21 protein-coding genes are annotated in these 16,735 nt (G+C 40.8%); 7 read left to right on the forward strand and 14 right to left on the reverse strand.

The window, feature by feature from the left end; translation table 11 throughout:
* Positions 1 to 6 precede the first annotated feature (6 nt).
* Complete coding sequence (locus H6G79_RS09670) at positions 7 to 744, reverse strand: bifunctional 2-polyprenyl-6-hydroxyphenol methylase/3-demethylubiquinol 3-O-methyltransferase UbiG (protein ID WP_190589269.1); 738 nt, start codon at positions 742 to 744, stop codon at positions 7 to 9.
* Positions 745 to 910: 166 nt separating this feature from the next.
* On the opposite strand from H6G79_RS09670, the gene dxr reads away from it, so the two are divergent.
* Both dxr and H6G79_RS09680 read left to right on the forward strand, forming a co-directional pair.
* On the forward strand, positions 911 to 2,107 hold the full coding sequence (gene dxr / locus H6G79_RS09675) for a 1-deoxy-D-xylulose-5-phosphate reductoisomerase (RefSeq protein WP_190589267.1): 1,197 nt from the start codon (positions 911 to 913) through the stop codon (positions 2,105 to 2,107).
* Positions 2,108 to 2,319: 212 nt separating this feature from the next.
* On the forward strand, positions 2,320 to 2,517 hold the full coding sequence (locus H6G79_RS09680; RefSeq protein ID WP_190589265.1) for a hypothetical protein: 198 nt from the start codon (positions 2,320 to 2,322) through the stop codon (positions 2,515 to 2,517).
* A gap of 149 nt (positions 2,518 to 2,666) precedes the next feature.
* Here H6G79_RS09680 and H6G79_RS09685 read toward each other — a convergent pair whose 3' ends face one another.
* The 10 genes from H6G79_RS09685 to H6G79_RS09730 form a co-directional block, all read right to left on the reverse strand.
* The gene (locus H6G79_RS09685; protein WP_062297527.1) at positions 2,667 to 3,164 is read right to left on the reverse strand and encodes a thioesterase family protein; all 498 of its coding nucleotides are present in this window, start codon (positions 3,162 to 3,164) and stop codon (positions 2,667 to 2,669) included.
* Positions 3,165 to 3,650: 486 nt separating this feature from the next.
* Complete coding sequence (locus H6G79_RS09690; RefSeq protein ID WP_190589263.1) at positions 3,651 to 3,995, reverse strand: DUF1815 family protein; 345 nt, start codon at positions 3,993 to 3,995, stop codon at positions 3,651 to 3,653.
* Positions 3,996 to 5,067: 1,072 nt separating this feature from the next.
* Positions 5,068 to 5,673, reverse strand: a complete 606-nt coding sequence (locus H6G79_RS09695) for a Uma2 family endonuclease (protein WP_190589261.1) — start codon at positions 5,671 to 5,673, stop codon at positions 5,068 to 5,070.
* Between the two features lie 46 nt (positions 5,674 to 5,719).
* Positions 5,720 to 6,226, reverse strand: coding sequence for a DUF177 domain-containing protein (locus tag H6G79_RS09700; RefSeq protein ID WP_190589259.1), 507 nt, complete (start codon positions 6,224 to 6,226; stop codon positions 5,720 to 5,722).
* Between the two features lie 112 nt (positions 6,227 to 6,338).
* The gene (locus H6G79_RS09705; protein WP_190589257.1) at positions 6,339 to 6,854 is read right to left on the reverse strand and encodes a R3H domain-containing nucleic acid-binding protein; all 516 of its coding nucleotides are present in this window, start codon (positions 6,852 to 6,854) and stop codon (positions 6,339 to 6,341) included.
* Positions 6,855 to 6,857: 3 nt separating this feature from the next.
* A complete protein-coding gene (yidC, locus tag H6G79_RS09710) occupies positions 6,858 to 8,003 on the reverse strand; it encodes a membrane protein insertase YidC (RefSeq protein WP_190589256.1) in 1,146 nt (381 codons plus the stop codon).
* A gap of 226 nt (positions 8,004 to 8,229) precedes the next feature.
* A complete protein-coding gene (locus tag H6G79_RS09715) occupies positions 8,230 to 8,613 on the reverse strand; it encodes a PH domain-containing protein (protein ID WP_190589254.1) in 384 nt (127 codons plus the stop codon).
* Positions 8,600 to 9,022, reverse strand: coding sequence for a ribonuclease P protein component (rnpA, locus tag H6G79_RS09720; protein WP_190589252.1), 423 nt, complete (start codon positions 9,020 to 9,022; stop codon positions 8,600 to 8,602). Before rnpA ends, H6G79_RS09715 begins: the two co-directional genes overlap by 14 nt.
* Positions 9,023 to 9,047: 25 nt before the next feature.
* Positions 9,048 to 9,182: a 50S ribosomal protein L34 gene (rpmH, locus tag H6G79_RS09725; protein WP_190589250.1), complete on the reverse strand. Its 135-nt coding sequence runs from the start codon at positions 9,180 to 9,182 to the stop codon at positions 9,048 to 9,050.
* Between the two features lie 200 nt (positions 9,183 to 9,382).
* Positions 9,383 to 9,937: a DUF2808 domain-containing protein gene (locus tag H6G79_RS09730; RefSeq protein ID WP_190589248.1), complete on the reverse strand. Its 555-nt coding sequence runs from the start codon at positions 9,935 to 9,937 to the stop codon at positions 9,383 to 9,385.
* Positions 9,938 to 10,637: 700 nt separating this feature from the next.
* Here H6G79_RS09730 and H6G79_RS09735 point away from each other — a divergent pair.
* The 3 genes from H6G79_RS09735 to H6G79_RS09745 all read left to right on the forward strand — a co-directional run bounded on the left by H6G79_RS09735 (position 10,638) and on the right by H6G79_RS09745 (position 13,577).
* Complete coding sequence (locus H6G79_RS09735; RefSeq protein ID WP_190589246.1) at positions 10,638 to 11,813, forward strand: Re/Si-specific NAD(P)(+) transhydrogenase subunit alpha; 1,176 nt, start codon at positions 10,638 to 10,640, stop codon at positions 11,811 to 11,813.
* Between the two features lie 70 nt (positions 11,814 to 11,883).
* The gene (locus tag H6G79_RS09740) at positions 11,884 to 12,177 is read left to right on the forward strand and encodes an NAD(P) transhydrogenase subunit alpha (RefSeq protein ID WP_190589243.1); all 294 of its coding nucleotides are present in this window, start codon (positions 11,884 to 11,886) and stop codon (positions 12,175 to 12,177) included.
* On the forward strand, positions 12,174 to 13,577 hold the full coding sequence (locus H6G79_RS09745; RefSeq protein ID WP_190589240.1) for an NAD(P)(+) transhydrogenase (Re/Si-specific) subunit beta: 1,404 nt from the start codon (positions 12,174 to 12,176) through the stop codon (positions 13,575 to 13,577). The genes H6G79_RS09740 and H6G79_RS09745 overlap by 4 nt, the downstream gene beginning before the upstream one ends.
* 183 nt (positions 13,578 to 13,760) lie before the next feature.
* Here the strand turns inward: H6G79_RS09745 and H6G79_RS09750 are convergent, their stop codons facing one another.
* Positions 13,761 to 14,357, reverse strand: coding sequence for a hypothetical protein (locus H6G79_RS09750; protein WP_190589238.1), 597 nt, complete (start codon positions 14,355 to 14,357; stop codon positions 13,761 to 13,763).
* A gap of 142 nt (positions 14,358 to 14,499) precedes the next feature.
* On the reverse strand, positions 14,500 to 14,697 hold the full coding sequence (locus H6G79_RS09755; protein ID WP_190589236.1) for a hypothetical protein: 198 nt from the start codon (positions 14,695 to 14,697) through the stop codon (positions 14,500 to 14,502).
* A 241-nt stretch (positions 14,698 to 14,938) separates the two neighbouring features.
* Here H6G79_RS09755 and H6G79_RS09760 point away from each other — a divergent pair, with 241 nt between their 5' ends.
* Positions 14,939 to 15,835 carry a DUF4351 domain-containing protein gene (locus H6G79_RS09760; RefSeq protein ID WP_190589227.1) on the forward strand — a complete coding sequence of 299 codons (897 nt, stop codon included), beginning with the start codon at positions 14,939 to 14,941 and terminating at the stop codon, positions 15,833 to 15,835.
* Positions 15,836 to 15,944: 109 nt separating this feature from the next.
* Here H6G79_RS09760 and H6G79_RS09765 read toward each other — a convergent pair whose 3' ends face one another.
* Positions 15,945 to 16,253: a TIGR03792 family protein gene (locus H6G79_RS09765; protein WP_190589340.1), complete on the reverse strand. Its 309-nt coding sequence runs from the start codon at positions 16,251 to 16,253 to the stop codon at positions 15,945 to 15,947.
* 135 nt (positions 16,254 to 16,388) lie between these two features.
* On the opposite strand from H6G79_RS09765, the gene H6G79_RS09770 reads away from it, so the two are divergent.
* Complete coding sequence (locus H6G79_RS09770) at positions 16,389 to 16,712, forward strand: phasin family protein (protein ID WP_190589226.1); 324 nt, start codon at positions 16,389 to 16,391, stop codon at positions 16,710 to 16,712.
* Positions 16,713 to 16,735: the final 23 nt, after the last annotated feature.

Below are 16,735 nucleotides of genomic sequence, written 5' to 3' on the forward strand. Positions count from 1 at the left end.
TTTTGACTAATTTTTCTGTACCATTAGGACAACAGAGACTCCAAAAGGTAAACTGAACGAATTCATAAAATAACGTTCACTAGCAAATAAAAAAGTTAAAAATTTATTGATGGGTTTTGCGGGTAAATTTAAATCACCACTGGCATCTGATTTTTTATCAAGTTTGAGCAGATTTTTTAATAAACGTACTCCAGCTACCAAGGGAAATAACCAAGTATTAAAATAGCTACCATAGCGGATATGATAACCAGCTAGTCTCACAACTCTTTTTAATCTTTTCAATGTATAGCGACGTTTATGATAGTTAATTTCATCATGGTAACTCCATAAAAATTGATAAGCCGGCACTGTAATTAATAACCAACTATTTGGTTTTAATCTGCTAGACAATGCTTCTAAAGCAGCTAAATCATCATCAATATGCTCTAAAACATCTAAGATGATAATTAAGTCATATTGGTCGTTAAAGGGAATTTGATCAGGTAAACTACCTTGTTGGACTGTAGTAACTTGCCTTTCATTCGCTAACTGACAAGCTGTTTCATCAAACTCCATCGCTGCAACTTCACCATAACGCGCCAACATCCTTAAATTGCCACCAGTACCACAGCCAGCCTCTAGAATTTTGGCATTGTTTGGCAGTTTGAGTTGACGAATCAATTTTTCTACAATTTGGCGACGACCGACAAACCACCAATGTTGATCCTCAACAGCCGCATACTTGAGATAAAAATTTTTATCCATACCAAAATTTGGTGTTTGAGTAACAATGCCAATATTTTCACACTTTTTTGTACTGCAAATGCAGTTTCATAACTCAGCATTTTTCATGATTAATTGTGGCGATCGCTGTTATAAATCAGTCCCAAGCAATTTATAGTGGGAGTTATCTCTAAATTATTAAGCAATTGTGAAAGCTATTACTCTTCTTGGTTCCACTGGCTCCATCGGTACTCAGACTTTAGATATTGTCGCTCAGTACCCAGATAAATTTCGGATTGTTGGATTGGCAGCAGGTAATAATGTCGAGATGTTGGCGGATCAAATTCGGCAGTTTCGACCAAGTATAGCAGCGATCGCAGCTGAAGATAAATTACCTGCACTCCAAGCCGCCATCCAAGACCTCAATCCCCAACCCATTTTAGTGGCTGGTACCGCCGGAGTGATTGAAGTTGCCCGCTATGGCGATGCCGAGACTGTTGTTACCGGGATTGTTGGTTGTGCTGGTTTATTACCCACCATCGCTGCCATTGAAGCAGGTAAAGATATTGCCCTCGCCAACAAAGAAACTTTAATTGCCGGCGGCCCTGTAGTTCTCCCCTTGGTGGAAAAACATGGGGTAAAACTCTTACCTGCCGATTCGGAACACTCAGCCATATTTCAATGCTTGCAAGGTGTTCCCACAGGCGGACTGCGGAAGATTTTGCTGACAGCCTCCGGTGGTGCTTTCCGTGATTGGCCTGTAGAAAAGTTGCCAGAAGTCACCGTCGCCGATGCCCTCAAACATCCTAACTGGTCGATGGGCAGAAAAATTACGGTAGACTCAGCGACTTTGATGAATAAAGGGTTGGAAGTTATTGAAGCTCACTTTTTGTTTGGCTTAGACTACGACAATATCGAAATCGTCATCCATCCTCAAAGCATTATTCACTCGTTAATTGAGCTACAAGACACCTCTGTATTAGCCCAACTTGGCTGGCCAGATATGCGTTTACCCCTGTTATATGCGTTATCTTGGCCTGATCGCATTTACACAGACTGGGAACGTCTCGATTTAGTCAAAGCTGGTAGTTTTACCTTCCGTGAGCCAGATCATCAAAAATATCCTTGTATGCAGTTAGCTTATGCCGCAGGTAAAGCAGGTGGTTCGATGCCAGCCGTGTTGAATGCAGCTAATGAGCAAGCTGTAGCTTTATTTTTAGCAGAGAAAATTAGCTTTTTAGATATTCCCCGGTGTATTGAATGGGTATGCGATCGCCATCAAAATGATAACTGTACAAATCCTTCTTTAGATGACATTTTGGCAGCAGATCAATGGGCAAGACAAGAAGTTTTAACCGCAACTAAAAATTTAGTAACTTCCCCGCAGATGATTTCTCTGCACTAAAAACTCAGATATAACAATCCTTTGATTTGTAACAATTCTGTAATTCAGATACCTGGCTTCTTTGATAAGTCTGGTATCTTGTTTTTTATAAATTTTTTCTAAAGAATAGCCGTAAACAGAAATTTACTCGGTAATTTCCGCTATCATTACCACAATAGTTTTTACCTAATTTTATCCCCTAATTTATTCTGAATTCTTCTTAAATAATTACTATGATCCCAACTTTAATTATTGCTTGGATTGTATTTACAATATTATGGAAAGTTATCAAAACCACTGTGAGTAATGCCCTGACTATTGCGGCAATTATTATTTTATTACAGGTAGGTTTTGGCATTACACCGATGGATATTTGGCATCAGATCACTCAGTTTACTCAAAATCTTTTGCAAATTCGCCTGAATAAATAATCAGAATACAGGCGCAATTATCTCAGGACTTACGCGCCAAGATTGTCCAAACAGTTTGGGTATAAGGGTGTAGGTGTGAGGTTTACTTATTCAAAACCCTTACACCCTAAACCCAGTTTCCACAGATTATATTTGCGCCTCAGTCCTGATTAATTACCATGTAATCCCGCAATCTTCGCCAGCGCATCCTTAACATTTGCAGGTAGCTGGCGCATAATCTTACCTCTTTCTCTATCTAGTGCGACTAAGGTGACTTTAGCGGTGACATACAATTGCTGTCCATCAACAGAAACAATTGCATAATCCCAATTAATCCGCACACCAGTGACTTCCGTCATCCGAGTTTTGACAATAGCCTGCATACCCAATTGAATGGAACGGTGATAGCGTATTGAAATTTCTACCACTGGTAAATCACAGCCTAGTGCTACTAAATCAGCAAATTCAATCCCGATAGAGCGCAAACACTCTACCCTTGCTTCTTCCATCCAAGTTAAATAAGTACCATGCCAGACAATACCTGCATAGTCAGTATGATGGGGTTGTACTCTAATCGGATATTCAAACCAACTCTCAAACGCACGACTCTCTGTAACTTCAATAGCATCGGTTGGTGGTAGTGCTGGGTTTGGTTGTGATTCAGACATTTTCCAGTTTGTGACTAACTATGGTTTTCCACCTCTGGAATATCACAAAAATGAGACATCTATGCCACAGGACTGCCAAAATCACCCTGCGATCGCATGTCATAATTTAAATCACCATCAGCCAAAATATCTCTCAGTTGCCTGACCCTCATATCACAGATGTAGCAACCAACAATTTAATGATTTTAAATGTCACACAGAACAATGACATCACCAAGTGTTTCTTGCTTGGTCAATTCCCAATTTTTTTTCAATCAATGTCGCAGATGCACAAAATTCGCAAAATTGTTTCTATCTTCAGTTCACAGAAACAAAACATTTCACAACCTAGCCCTTTGCCAATCTTATTGAAGGTAATGGTTAATAGGTAATGGAGGATGAAAAACCCTACCACAATTACCAATTACCAATTACCAGTGAGCCATTGTTAATGAGCAACTTATTCTCGGAGTTTGTTTGAAAATAACCCATCAGATCCCGAAACCCTTAACTCTTCTTGGCTAAGGTCTTACCACTTGTATAAGCTGGTACAGATTGCTTCACAAGATTTGCCAGTTCCTGTAACTGGTTAATTGCTTCCGCTCCTTCTAATTTCATTAATTCGCGGTCATCCCGCATTTCTGTCCAAGTAATTCCATAATCTGATACCAAAAATCGAATCAGATGGTTATTTCCCAGGCTCACCATAAACGAAGCACTGTTCATCTGGTCGCCACAGGTATAACAAGACGCAGGATAACCACGCCGTTCTAGTACAATTGCCAAGGCTTGTAGGTTCATTACCAAGTCTTGAACAAATTGCCGATGTTGATGTGCTAATCTCAGAAACACGTTTGTCCTCCAGACACCACAGTCATTTTAGTCACTTTTATATTTTTTTTAGATTTTCTTACCCACTGGTATTGTAAACTATCCATTACAATTCCCGGTTATATTTGCAGTAGTTAATTAACTACCTAGCTTAGGGTATGAGATAACTGTTCAGTTTGCCGTATCAAACTATTCAGTTTGCAAGTTTAATCTTTCAGACAGAACTTTAAAAATTATTGTTTCTTCATATACTTCTGTCATTAAAGATGATAGCTTACGGCGATCCGTTTTAAGAGTAACCCAAATTTGGTACTAGTCAACCACAGAAAAGCTACGGATATCGCGTTTACTAGCTATGTGTAGCCTAACCTATGATGTGCAGAAGCTTGAATCTCCTTTAATGTTCTTTACGCCTTTGCTTGGCTAGTCAACTGAGAGTATCTTTAACTCTAAGTTTGGTATGACTCAAGGGTTAGGTAATAAATTTTGAGACCTCCTAAATAAATATATGGAGTTTGGTAGAAAAACTTGCAGAGGTGAGATGCTGTGTAGCAGGAATATTAATAGCTTGGCAGAAAATTTTGATACAAAAAGTGTTCTGAGTCACTAAGATAATTTTTTACCCAACTATCTCTAGACACAAACCAGAGAATAACCAAACCGAGAATAAGTATGTTGCCAATTCGCCAGTTATAGGAGGAGGTAGGAGGCAGGAGGTAAAAGTCTTACTATAACTAGCATTCGTGCTTTTTGAAGTCTTAACTTATACTTTGACTGCTACAACTTTGATGGCAGATAACAGACAACAGGTTTGGCAAGACTGAGATCGCAATTTCCAATCTAAAACCTAAACTGAGATAAGATGCAATAAATGATTAAGTATACTTATACTCCTAAAATAAGGAGTGCTGATTTTTCCAGAAATTGCTGTTAATTCATCATATTTTAGAGCTAGGGTTTGTCACTCTAACGATAGTTAGAGATTAATGCAACAAACAGATGTATAACTTGAGCAAATATTTATTTTAGGGTGCGATCGCCCAAACTTTTTTCTAACAACCTATTTGTATATTTTTATAAATAATTAACAAGTTTAACGAGGTAGCACATCATCCAGCCGGAGTTGGATACGGGGTAAAAGCACAGAATTAATTGCTTGACTCAGACGGTACTGTTGTTGGCTATAAGTATCATCAACCAGTGTACAGACTGTAAAGGTGGGTTGTTTCGGTTTCCCAATAAATGCAACACCACCTAATCCTCGATAATCAACAATCCAATATTCTGGAATGCCTAAGAGTGCATACTCCTCAACTTTGCGTGCATAGTCAGTTTCCCAATTAGTATTGACAACTTCCACCACTAATTTAATCGAGCGCCCCAAGGTAATTACTGGTTCTCGCTCCCATAAAGGTTCACGGTCAAGAACCGTTTCATCCAGCACCACAACATCAGGACGACGAACTGTAGCAGCCTCAGCAAAAGGGTAAATTAGACAAGTGCGAGGAATAAACCAAGGCAGTTTTTCTGTAACTAAGTGACTGCCAATTTGGGTTGCAAGTTTGCCACTTACCGTTTCGTGTGGGCCAGTGGGTTCCATATCAATTAGTTCTCCATTGGCCAATTCATAGCGAGGATTGTCTCGGTATTGCGAGAGAAAATCTTCAACAGTCAGGGTTTGCGGTGAGATATATGTCATAGTGCTAATTGATTTTCTTTCCACCCTTGGCTACAAAAGTTCCGCACTATCCAGGGAGTTGCTTTTTCAAAGCTTCTAAGCCAGCCCAACGGCTATCAACAGGCTGTTCTGGCTTCTCATCCACACTAGCCAAAATACCTGGACAATTTAAGTCACACAACTGACGTTGAGGCATTTCTAAGCATATCTGCTCATACAGCCATTCACTAGGAAAAAAATATCCATTGGGCGACAAGGTTTCTACCAAGTCTTCCATAGCTACTTCTCGTTCTAGAGGCAAGTCTTGTGGTTGATTAGCTACCTCATCCAACCAAATAACTTCTTTAGTTTTTACCGCTAAACGGTGATTATACTGCTGCAAACATCGGTTACATGTACAGGTAATAATTGTTTCTGCCTGACCGGACACTTCTAGGTAATTACCGTGATGCTGTACACGAATACGACCTCGAATTGGTGTTAACGTTTCTAGCCCAGGCAGAAACTCTTGAACCTGAATTTCCTCTGTCCGCTCCGGGGCTTTAGTGAGCTGCGGAATAAAAATTGCGTCCATAGGATTTGTGAGATACCCTCACTCAAATTTGTGTTACTAATCAGCGATTTTGCTGATACTACATTTTGATTTTAGCTCTTAGCACAGTCGCAATTGTTAACTGAGAGAGCTTTCATAACTCCATAGCCGGACGCACAACCAAATTCCGATGTGGTTCTTTGCCACGGCTGAAGGTTTCTAAATCAGCAAATTCCTTCAAAAACGTGTGGATTTGCCGCCGTTCAGCTGAACTGAGAGATTTAATTTCCACTTCTCGACCAAAACTCCGCACTTCATCAGCTGCGGCTTCCGCTAAAGCGCGAATTTCCGCTTGTCTTTTCACCCGATAACCATTTAACTCAATGGTATAGGATGCTTGTTCTGCTTGTGCTTGGTTCAAGTTAAGGACGGAATTAGCTAAATACTGAATTGCGTCCAAAACCGAACCATCAGCACCAATCAGAACTTTGATTTGCGTTGGAGTTAAGTTGGTTTCGTCAATTGTCAACCAGTAATTATCCGGTTCTGGGGCATCATCATCTTGAGGCGGGGCTACTTCTATATTGCCTCGAATCTCCGCAGAGACCCCAGTGAGTTCCAGCAGTGATTTTAACCACTGCTGACCTCGCTGCATGGAACTGTTAGTCATCTATCAACCTGTAGGCTTTTTCTTAGAACTTTTTGGTTCAAAAGGTAATGCTTTTTGTTCTGCCACTGCTGCTTCTTTCTCTTGGATGGCTACAATTTTTTGCAGTTCCTCTGGTAAGGGTTCACGAGAGAGAATGTAAGTTTGCAGAGTTTGGAAAATATTACCAATTACCATATACATCAACACCCCAGCAGGTAAGGGGAAGAATAAGAACATCCCAGAAAAGATGACTGGGGTGATTTTGTTGACTGTATCCTGTTGGGGGTTGCCGCCACTGGAGTTCTGCCCGGAAAGGATTTGGCTGACGTAGAGACTGATCCCAAAGAAAATGACCATCGCTACAATATCCCAGTGGATGGTACCGTCGGGATCAACTGCACCAACTCTACCCAAGGCATCGATGAATAAAAATCCTTTGTCGGCTGCTAGTCCAGGAATTGTGCCTTGCAGTGTCACATCTCCAGGTTGTAAGGCTTCAATATTACCTTCAGCATCGATTTTGATTCTTTCTTCGCCTTTGGTGATTTTCCATTCGGGCGTGAGTTTGGTTTCTGGGTGTTCTGTTAATAAGACATCAAAAGGCTTACCTTCTAATGTCTGATATTGGATCTTGGTTTTTTCCCCGACTGCTAGTTTGCTACCGCCAGGGAGAATAGCAGTTACTTTATGATGTTCCCCATCAGCAACGTAGATGTTTTGTGGGGAAGTCGCAAAGGCTTGTGGTTGAATTCGTTCGATTTGTTCAGATGGCAAGATTTGCAGGTTGACGGAGTAATTTACGCCGGCAAACGGTGATCCCCGTAAAGTAGCAAACAAAGCTAACAATACAGGCATTTGCAACAGTAATGGTAAACATCCTGCCAAGGGGTTGCCGAACTCCTTTTGGACGTTCATCATTTCTTCTTGTTGCTTTTGCGGATCGTCTTTATAGCGTTCTTTGATTTCTTGCATCCGCTTTTGCATGAGAGGCTGCACAATTCGCATCCGCCGCATATTGCGGATTGAACCAGCACTCAGGGGGTAAAGCGCAAAGCGGACTATCAATGTCAAGGCCACGATCGCCAATCCATAGCTCGGCAAAATGCCGTAGAAAAAGTCTATGATTGGCAACATGACGTTGTTTGAGAGGAAGCCGATACCAAAGTCCATTATTCTGAATTCAACCTGAGGTACTGTAAATTTAACTGAATCTAATTTATCTAAATCGTGATTCGGCTGCGACTATCTCTCGCTACGGATAGCCGCACTAGGGCAAAATTTGGGAGTGGGGAGTTGGGAGTGGTGTGCAGTTCTTAATATGTGGGAAGTTTTGAATTTTTTATTTTATACAGAATTCCCCACTCCCTATTCCCTACTCCCTACTCCCTACCTGTTATTAAGCCGCGCTATAAGTGGGATTTTTGGCAGCAATTTTTTCATTGATGTAGTCATATACTTCGCGGAAATTGGGAACTGCCCGCATTTCTAGGCGACTGCCATTTCTGAGGGTGACTACCATATCTCCCCAAATGCCAACACCACGGGGAACTTTGACGATTTTGACAATTTCTGAGTAAATAATGTCAGTGCGATCGCGTCCCATCCAACCGCCAGTTACTGAAATCCGTCGGTCGGTAATGCGATAGCGCAGCCACAATGCTCTGACAATCGCTCCAACTGTTAAAGGAATACCAACAACAGTCAGTCCAATCAGCAAGTTGAGAATTAAGTCCCCAACGTGAGGCCCGCCTTCATAATAAATTTCTTCACGAATGCCCATTTAATACCTCAGCTTGTGCCAACAACTGCTCTAATTCTTGCAGAAATTGTTGGCTTCCGCACTTAGATTCTGCTGTTGTTGGTTTTACCACAAATACCAATCGCCATCCAGGAGATAATTTTGGCAACAACTGATGCAAGGCTGCTGCCATTTGTCGTTTAATGCGGTTACGCACGACAGCCTTTTTACTGACTTTCGTGCTGATCGATATGCCAATTTTTGTACTATCAACTTTTTTGGTATCAGTTGCTAGTTTAGTGGTAGCGGCAGTATCTCCAACAGATTCTGGAGTAGCTTTTGGTTTTAAAGCTCTCAAAGTGAAATGAGAGCTTTGTCGCCGAATTCCTTCGCGGAAAACTGCCTGAAAATCTTTGCGAGATTTTAGTCGATTCGCCTTGGGCAAAGCCACAGCCCCTCTAGTTGCTGAAAATGCTCTATACGCTCAGACGATAACGTCCTCTTTTTCTCCTAGCTTTGATGACGTTTCTGCCGTCTGGTGTTCTCATTCTGGCACGAAAACCGGAGGTTCTTTTTCTCTTACGGCAAGTACCACGCAGGGTTCTTTTCATACTGCTGTCCTCTAAGGCGATTCTTATAAAAAGTCACAATCTATAATCTTACCACTGCTTGTAGTCAAGAGTCAAAAGTCTATCGTCTAAAACCCTTGACTGTTGAGCCTTGATTCACCGAATTTGAGATTTTAAGTTTTGGATTTTGGATTGCTGGGTTGAATCTAAAATCCAAAATCTAAAATTGATCGACTTGAGATTTAGCTGATACTCAAAATCCAAGTTCCTATGTAGCGTAGTAATGGAGTATCACCTGGTGAGAGAATTTGACAGTTGAAATAGAAAACTCCCCCAAATGAAGGATTCTCTACATTAGATAAAACTAACTCCACAGGGCCGCCTGCGGGGACTGGTTCTTCGGGAAATATTTCGATGATGCGGGCTTCTTTATCCCATTTCACTTCCGAAATCGGTACTTTTTTCCCTCTAAATCTGACTTCTACTCTCTTGGGATCAAAACTGCCTTTGTAGTAGTTGGGGTAAGTGATGGCAAATTGCGCCACCGCCAATTTCATTTTTTGTTGAGGAATCCTCAGAATATATCTATCTCTACTGTTTGTTTGTCCGCCAAAATCCAAGCGGAAAGGTAGCTGATTTTCGGCTTTGATACCGCTAAATAATGTGAATCCAGGTAAGCTTTGTGCAGAGACTTGAGTAGTCAATCCTGTTAAAAGACAGCTAGTTACAGCTAAAGCAGAAAGAATTGCGAATTGTGGCTTGCGTATCAGCCAATGACTGAACAGTGGACGTTGCATAGTTAGGCTCCTCTAGCAGATATAACCTGTTTATGTAAATACTCTTGTTGAGTATTCTTAACTAAACTTTACTACCGAATTCTTGACTATGGACGATTAGGGAAAATAAAAAGTGCCATAGCTGAGGAGTTAGAGAGGCTAGAACCTCATGATTAGTATTGTGACTCAACATTTTCAACTCAGTACTCAGAACTGGAAAATGTGTGGATGTTGCTAAATATGTACAACTGTATATAACTTTTGCGGGTTTTGTTATAAAAATTGAGCTATAAAATTAGCGATCGCCATGAAGATTGGGCTAGATTAATAAAAATAAGTCAGCAGCAATCTAAAGAGTAATCTTTAAAAATACATCAAATTATTAAGCTTTAAAAATTTCAAGTAGATTCCACTATGTAATTAAGGCAAAATCTTGCAATCTGGAAAATAACCTAAAGACTAAAGATGTAAACTTGGGAATCAACATAGCATTAGCAATATGTAAACCTATAGGTCAATATCGGCAAGTTTGACCTGTATAAAAGCAAAATCCGGCTTTAGCCTGAGAACTAACAGTAGGAAAGATAAAGTTCAAGGTTCAATCTACAAAATCAAGCGATCGCTGGTAATAATTGCAGCTTCACTATGAGTACACAATGTCCCGAAATCGGGATATTTGAAGGTTTTGCAGAGATGTGAGTATTTATCTCTAGGAGATTTCATGAGAATAGCAGTTGCTAAAGAAATAGAAGTTTGCGAACGTCGTGTGGCTTTAAATCCTGAAACTGTGGCGCGACTTGTCAAACAAGGTTTAGAAGTATGGGTAGAAAAAGGTGCAGGAGAGCGTTCATTTTTTAGTGATGCTGCATATCAAGCCGCAGGTGCAGAAATTATTAGTGATACTGATCAATTATGGAACCAAGCAGATATTTTATTAAAAGTTAGTCCACCCCAAGAGCGAGAAGATGGACGATCAGAAATTGATTTACTGCGGGAAGGATCGGTTTTAATTAGCTTTCTCAATCCTTTAGGAAATCCGGTAGTTGCCCAACAGTTAGCTAATCGCAAAGTTACAGCCTTGAGTATGGAATTGATCCCCAGAACTACCAGGGCGCAAAGTATGGATGCTTTGTCTTCCCAAGCTTCACTCGCCGGTTACAAATCTGTATTAATCGCTGCTGCCGCCTTACCTAAATATTTCCCGATGCTGACAACAGCAGCAGGGACAATTGCCCCAGCTAAAGTATTGATTATGGGTGCAGGTGTCGCGGGATTACAAGCGATCGCCACCGCCAGACGTTTGGGTGCTGTTGTGGAAGCCTTTGATATTCGTCCCGCCGTCAAAGAAGAAGTCCAAAGCTTAGGCGCAAAATTTGTGGAAGTCAAACTCGACGAAGAAACCACCGCCGCAGGTGGTTACGCCAAAGAAATTTCCGAAGCCAGCAAACAACGAACTCAAGAAGTTTTAGCAGAACATATCAAAAACTCTGATGTCGTGATTACTACCGCCCAAGTCCCTGGGAGAAAAGCGCCACTGCTTGTCACAGAAGAAATGGTGGCACAGATGAAACCAGGTTCAGTCATTGTCGATTTAGCCGCAGAACAAGGTGGTAACTGCGCCTGCACTGATCCCGGTAAAGATATTGTCTGGAATGGCGTAACCATTATTGGGCCGATTAATCTCCCCTCATCTATGCCAGTTCACGCCAGCCAACTGTATTCCAAGAATCTCACATCTTTATTGCAACTATTAATCAACAAAGAAAAAGCTTTGCAGATTAACTTTGCCGACGACATCATTGATGCGGCTTGCATTACCCACGCAGGCGAAATCCGCAATCAACGTGTCAAGGATGGGCTGCAAACTATCAATACTCAACAACCTGCTGTTAATTAGGGAATGGGGAGTAGGGAATGGGAAGTTCCTAACCTCTAGCCCCTAACCCCTCATATAAGGAGATTTAAACATGACAGATGCGTTACTTGCGGCATTATTTGTCTTTGTGTTGGCATCATTTATTGGCTTTGAAGTGATTAACAAAGTCCCACCAACTCTACACACGCCCTTAATGTCTGGTTCCAATGCGATTTCTGGCATTGCGGTACTGGGGGCGATAGTAGCGTCTGGTGCTAAGGAAACAAGTGTTTCGGTAATTTTGGGTTTGATTGCTGTGGTACTCGCCACAGTCAACGTTGTGGGTGGTTTTCTCGTCACCGACAGAATGCTACAAATGTTCAAGAAAAAGGAGATTAAGGCGTGAGTGACTTTTTACCGACTGGAATTCAGCTGACGTATTTAGTCGCTGCATCCTTATTCATCTTTGGTTTGAAAAAACTGGGATCGCCTGCCACAGCCCGGAATGGAAATGTGATTGCGGCGGTGGGAATGCTGCTGGCAATTGTGGCGACCATGCTAGATCAGCATGTGTTGAATTATGAAATGATTTTGTTAGGCTTGGCGATAGGTTCAGGCATTGGTGCGATCGCAGCCTACAAAGTCCAAATGACTGAAATGCCCCAAATGGTGGGTTTACTCAATGGCTTAGGTGGTGCAGCTTCCGCCCTAGTCGCTGTGGCAGAATTTTGGCGTTTACTAGAACACTCCCAACCCATCCCTTTAGATGTCAACATTTCCATGTTGTTGGATGTGTTAATTGGTGGTGTTACCTTCACGGGCAGTTTTCTCGCCTTCGCCAAATTACAAGGTTTAATTAGCGGTTCCCCCATTACATTTCCCTTCCAACAACCATTTAACTTGTTGCTGTTAGGTGCTTATCTAGCTGGTAGTGCTTACTTAATTGTCACACCAGATAGCCTACCCATATTTTTGGCAGTAGTTGGGGTTTCTTTGGTATTGGGTGTAATGTTCGTCATCCCCATTGGTGGCGGCGATATGCCTGTGGTAATTTCGCTGTTAAACTCCTTATCGGGTGTCGCTGCATCGGCGGCGGGGTTTGTGGTGATGAACAATATGTTAATCATCGCCGGCGCATTGGTGGGAGCTTCTGGCCTCATCCTGACGGAAATCATGTGTAAAGCCATGAACCGTTCTCTGTTCAGCGTGCTGTTCAGTGCTTTTGGTTCAGGTGGCGGTGCTGCTGGTGCGGCGGCGGCTGGTGCAGCAGATCAAACCGTCCGCAGTATTGATCCCGAAGAAGGTGCGATGATGTTGGGTTATGCCCGGAACGTCGTCATTGTTCCTGGTTACGGTATGGCAGTTGCCCAAGCGCAACACAGCGTGCGAGAGTTGGCAGATCAACTAGAACGTATGGGTGTAGATGTGAAGTATGCCATTCACCCTGTAGCGGGGAGAATGCCCGGACACATGAACGTATTATTGGCAGAGGCGAATGTGCCTTACACCCAGTTGTACGATATGGATGATATCAATCCCCAATTTGAACAAGCTGATGTAGCTTTAGTCATTGGCGCGAATGATGTGGTAAATCCGGCGGCGCGTAGCGATACCAATAGCCCAATTTACGGAATGCCAATTTTGGAAGTAGATCGGGCAAAACAAACAATTGTCATCAAGCGCGGGATGAGTGCTGGTTTTGCTGGTGTAGATAATGAGTTGTTCTACAAAGATAAAACCACAATGTTGTTTGGTAGCGCGAAAGATATGGTGGCGAAGTTGGTTTCGGAAGTGAAGCAACTTTAAACGAACCGCCAAGACGCGGAGGACGCAGAGGAAAGAATTTAGAGTTTTAAGCTTGCCTTGGAAATGTAATATTTCTAGGGCAAGTCTTTTATGTTTAATTACAGAGTTTATTTGGTTCTTTGCAAAATTTCTCTCATTCAAAATAAATTTTACAAAAATAATTAATTATATTAATCTTTATCTCTAATATTGGCTCTGTTTTTCCGTATAATTTATTAGTTTATTTAGTTCATACGAAACTATTATTTCTTTAAGATCATGGTATACATCTGCGGGTATAGCTATTCTCATATATTCATGATTTTTGTCAACAATTTCCATTGTACGTGCTAATCTTTTAAAAGTTTGTGAACATTGGAGGCAATAGTATTTTGCAGGATACGTTTTAACTTCATTGAAAGGAGGTTGTAAATCATAAATTAATTTTTCTTCTAGAGCCTTAAGTGAATCCTCTGGTAAATTCATAAATGAACTAGCGTAAATTACTATACAAGCATTCTGATCTGAACTTTCAACTAACTTTTGAATAAATGTGAAAGCCCTTATTTTATGATGACTTTGCCAACGTTTTTGAACACTTTGCTGGGCTGCGACTCCTATATAAAGAATTTGACTAAACTCCTCTAGTTCCTTTTCCTTTGTTAGTGCTACAACATAAATACCTGGTGAATCAGGTAATGATTCAAGTTCATTGAGATAATAAGCTTTTCCAGAGTTAAAAAAATTAGAAAAAAATTTTATATCTGTTGTGAGTTGCTTGACTGTTAAAATATCTAGCATTTTCTGTACAAATATAGTTTCTCAATTCCCAATTATCAAATAAACAAATTAGATGTTTAAAGAAAATTTTGAAATTTGTTTCAAACCAAGAGCATAAGCCAACAAGACCCATTTTTCAGAAATACAGCAATTTTTAGTTTTATTACAGACTAAAGTATGTTACGTAAGTGCAGCTACCTGTATTACATGATTGCAACTTCTGTTGAAATTTTTCTCCTGGCATAACGTAAACTGGAAAATCTTTCCCGGTACTAGCGTTATAAACCACTATTAAATGAGTTGCATTTATCCTTTGTCCTTCTAAAATCCAGTCAGGAATATCATTTTGATTTGCGTTCATTTGTATTGAAATTGAATTTATAGTAAGCCTGTACTATAAATATTGCACAAGAAAAATTAATTTGTCAAGTAGTGTAATAGACAAACAGATACTTAATCGCTGGATTATCATTCCGAAAACTAAAGGTGATTTCACTTCCAAAACTCATTGAGTGATCGCTCCTCTTACTTCGCCCCCTTTGCGCTCTTTGTGGTTAGTTAAAAAAGCGATCGCTCATCAGTAACATGATATAAATCTAATCATGATAGACCACGATCGCCTGTTCAAAGAACTACTCACTACCTTCTTCTGGGAATTCATCGAGTTATTCTTCCCAGAAATTACTACTTACCTGGAAAGAGACAGCATCACCTTTCTTGATAAAGAAATATTTACTGATGTTACTGCTGGCGAAAAATATGAAACTGACATAGTAGTCAAAGCAAAATTTAGAGGACAGGAATCCTGTTTCTTAATACATCTGGAACATCAAGCTTATTATCAAGAAGCATTTGATTTGCGGATGTATCGCTACTTTGCCAGATTGTATGAGAAATACGGCTTGCCAGTTTATCCCATTGCCTTATTTTCTTACGATCGCCCCAAAAAAGTCGAACAAGATTTTCATCAAGTTGCATTTCCCAATAAAGTCGTCTTGCAATTCAACTATGATGTGATTCAGTTAAATCGCTTGAATTGGCGAGAGTATCTACAACAGCAAAATCCTGTGGCTAGTGCGCTGATGGCGAAGATGAACATAGCGCCACAAGACCGTCCTAGAGTAAAATCGGAGTGTCTGCGCCTATTAGCGACATTGCAGTTAGATCCAGCACGGATGCAGTTAATTTCAGGGTTTATTGACAGTTACCTACGGCTAAATGCCCAAGAAAATCAAATATTCCAGGCGGAAATTGCCCAATTTGAACCAACTCAACAAGAGGTAGTTATGCAAATTGTCACCAGTTGGATGGAGGAAGGGATACAACAAGGAGAATTGAAAATAATTGAGCGTCTATTAACAAGACGCATTGGTACAATTACTCCTGAATTACAAGAACAACTGCGGGGATTATCTGTAACTCAGTTAGAGAATTTAGCAGAAGCTTTACTAGATTTCTCTAATGAAGCTGATTTAGTAGCTTGGCTGCAACAGGAATAAAATACACCAAAATCTATTTTCCGAAATAAGCCTAATTATTAGTGTGAATTGTAGGCAAATAAGCTGACTCCTACAAACTATGAGTATTTTGTGATCTACAGATAAAATCTCACTTATGAGGAAATTTTCTGACTTGATATTCTGCCGACTCAATCATCTGAAAATTATCTCCCATTACTTGTGCGAATTGACTATCAATCGCTGCTAAATCTGCTTCAGAAATAGCTTGCCATTGTTCTCTTGTTGCCCAACGAATCATAAAAGTTACTTCTGAGGGCTTGTTTGGGTTAATCCAGACTTCTTTGCTGAGGAAGCCTGGATACTTTGCTAATGCTGTTGTCCAAATTTCTGCATCCTTTTGGATAAAAGTTTCCCGCAGATTTGGGTCAACTTGAAATTTTAGCAGTTCTATAACCACACTCATTGATTCCTGATGTTTGCGAATTTGCCAAAATAGAGATGTAGGCTAGAATTAACTCCGCTTCCAGCATAGCTTGATTGCATACACTCAAGAGCAAGGAGGCTGGTTTGAAATAAATAACAGGAAGGACGTATGGATAGCAACAACTGGTTGCAACAGCTAATGATGGTGGGAATTGGTACAACGTCTTTGGTAGCAGAAAAGCTGCGTGAGGTGAGTGATGAATTAGTCAAAGACGGTAAGCTGAATCCTGAGCAAGCTAAGGCGGTAATGGACGATATTGTACAGCAGCTAAAGTCAGAGCAAGGTAATTGGGATGCTCAAATGCAACGACAAATGCGGAATATGTTGCAAGATTTAGGAGTGGCGCGTCAGTCTGAGGTAGATGAACTCCGGGGGAGAATTGACCGTTTAGAACGTCAAGTAAGGGATTTAGAAAATAAGCTTTGGCGTTAATAATGTGCTTTCTGATTTAAACT

Origin of the sequence: Anabaena sp. FACHB-83, assembly GCF_014697485.1 — a bacterium.
Taxonomy (GTDB): Bacteria; Cyanobacteriota; Cyanobacteriia; order Cyanobacteriales; family Nostocaceae; genus Nostoc_B.

Excerpts from the sequence above, each read along its gene's own strand:
- H6G79_RS09695 (WP_190589261.1), bottom strand. The coding sequence starts at position 5,673 with ATGACATATATCTCACCGCAAACCCTGACTGTTGAAGATTTTCTCTCG.
- H6G79_RS09735 (WP_190589246.1), top strand. The coding sequence starts at position 10,638 with ATGAGAATAGCAGTTGCTAAAGAAATAGAAGTTTGCGAACGTCGTGTG.
- H6G79_RS09740 (WP_190589243.1), top strand. The coding sequence starts at position 11,884 with ATGACAGATGCGTTACTTGCGGCATTATTTGTCTTTGTGTTGGCATCA.
- H6G79_RS09770 (WP_190589226.1), top strand. The coding sequence starts at position 16,389 with ATGGATAGCAACAACTGGTTGCAACAGCTAATGATGGTGGGAATTGGT.
- H6G79_RS09685 (WP_062297527.1), bottom strand. The coding sequence starts at position 3,164 with ATGTCTGAATCACAACCAAACCCAGCACTACCACCAACCGATGCTATT.
- yidC (WP_190589256.1), bottom strand. The coding sequence starts at position 8,003 with ATGGACTTTGGTATCGGCTTCCTCTCAAACAACGTCATGTTGCCAATC.
- H6G79_RS09680 (WP_190589265.1), top strand. The coding sequence starts at position 2,320 with ATGATCCCAACTTTAATTATTGCTTGGATTGTATTTACAATATTATGG.
- H6G79_RS09730 (WP_190589248.1), bottom strand. The coding sequence starts at position 9,937 with ATGCAACGTCCACTGTTCAGTCATTGGCTGATACGCAAGCCACAATTC.
- H6G79_RS09715 (WP_190589254.1), bottom strand. The coding sequence starts at position 8,613 with ATGGGCATTCGTGAAGAAATTTATTATGAAGGCGGGCCTCACGTTGGG.
- H6G79_RS09750 (WP_190589238.1), bottom strand. The coding sequence starts at position 14,357 with ATGCTAGATATTTTAACAGTCAAGCAACTCACAACAGATATAAAATTT.
- H6G79_RS09705 (WP_190589257.1), bottom strand. The coding sequence starts at position 6,854 with ATGACTAACAGTTCCATGCAGCGAGGTCAGCAGTGGTTAAAATCACTG.
- H6G79_RS09760 (WP_190589227.1), top strand. The coding sequence starts at position 14,939 with ATGATAGACCACGATCGCCTGTTCAAAGAACTACTCACTACCTTCTTC.
- H6G79_RS09670 (WP_190589269.1), bottom strand. The coding sequence starts at position 744 with ATGGATAAAAATTTTTATCTCAAGTATGCGGCTGTTGAGGATCAACAT.
- H6G79_RS09700 (WP_190589259.1), bottom strand. The coding sequence starts at position 6,226 with ATGGACGCAATTTTTATTCCGCAGCTCACTAAAGCCCCGGAGCGGACA.
- rpmH (WP_190589250.1), bottom strand. The coding sequence starts at position 9,182 with ATGAAAAGAACCCTGCGTGGTACTTGCCGTAAGAGAAAAAGAACCTCC.
- H6G79_RS09755 (WP_190589236.1), bottom strand. The coding sequence starts at position 14,697 with ATGAACGCAAATCAAAATGATATTCCTGACTGGATTTTAGAAGGACAA.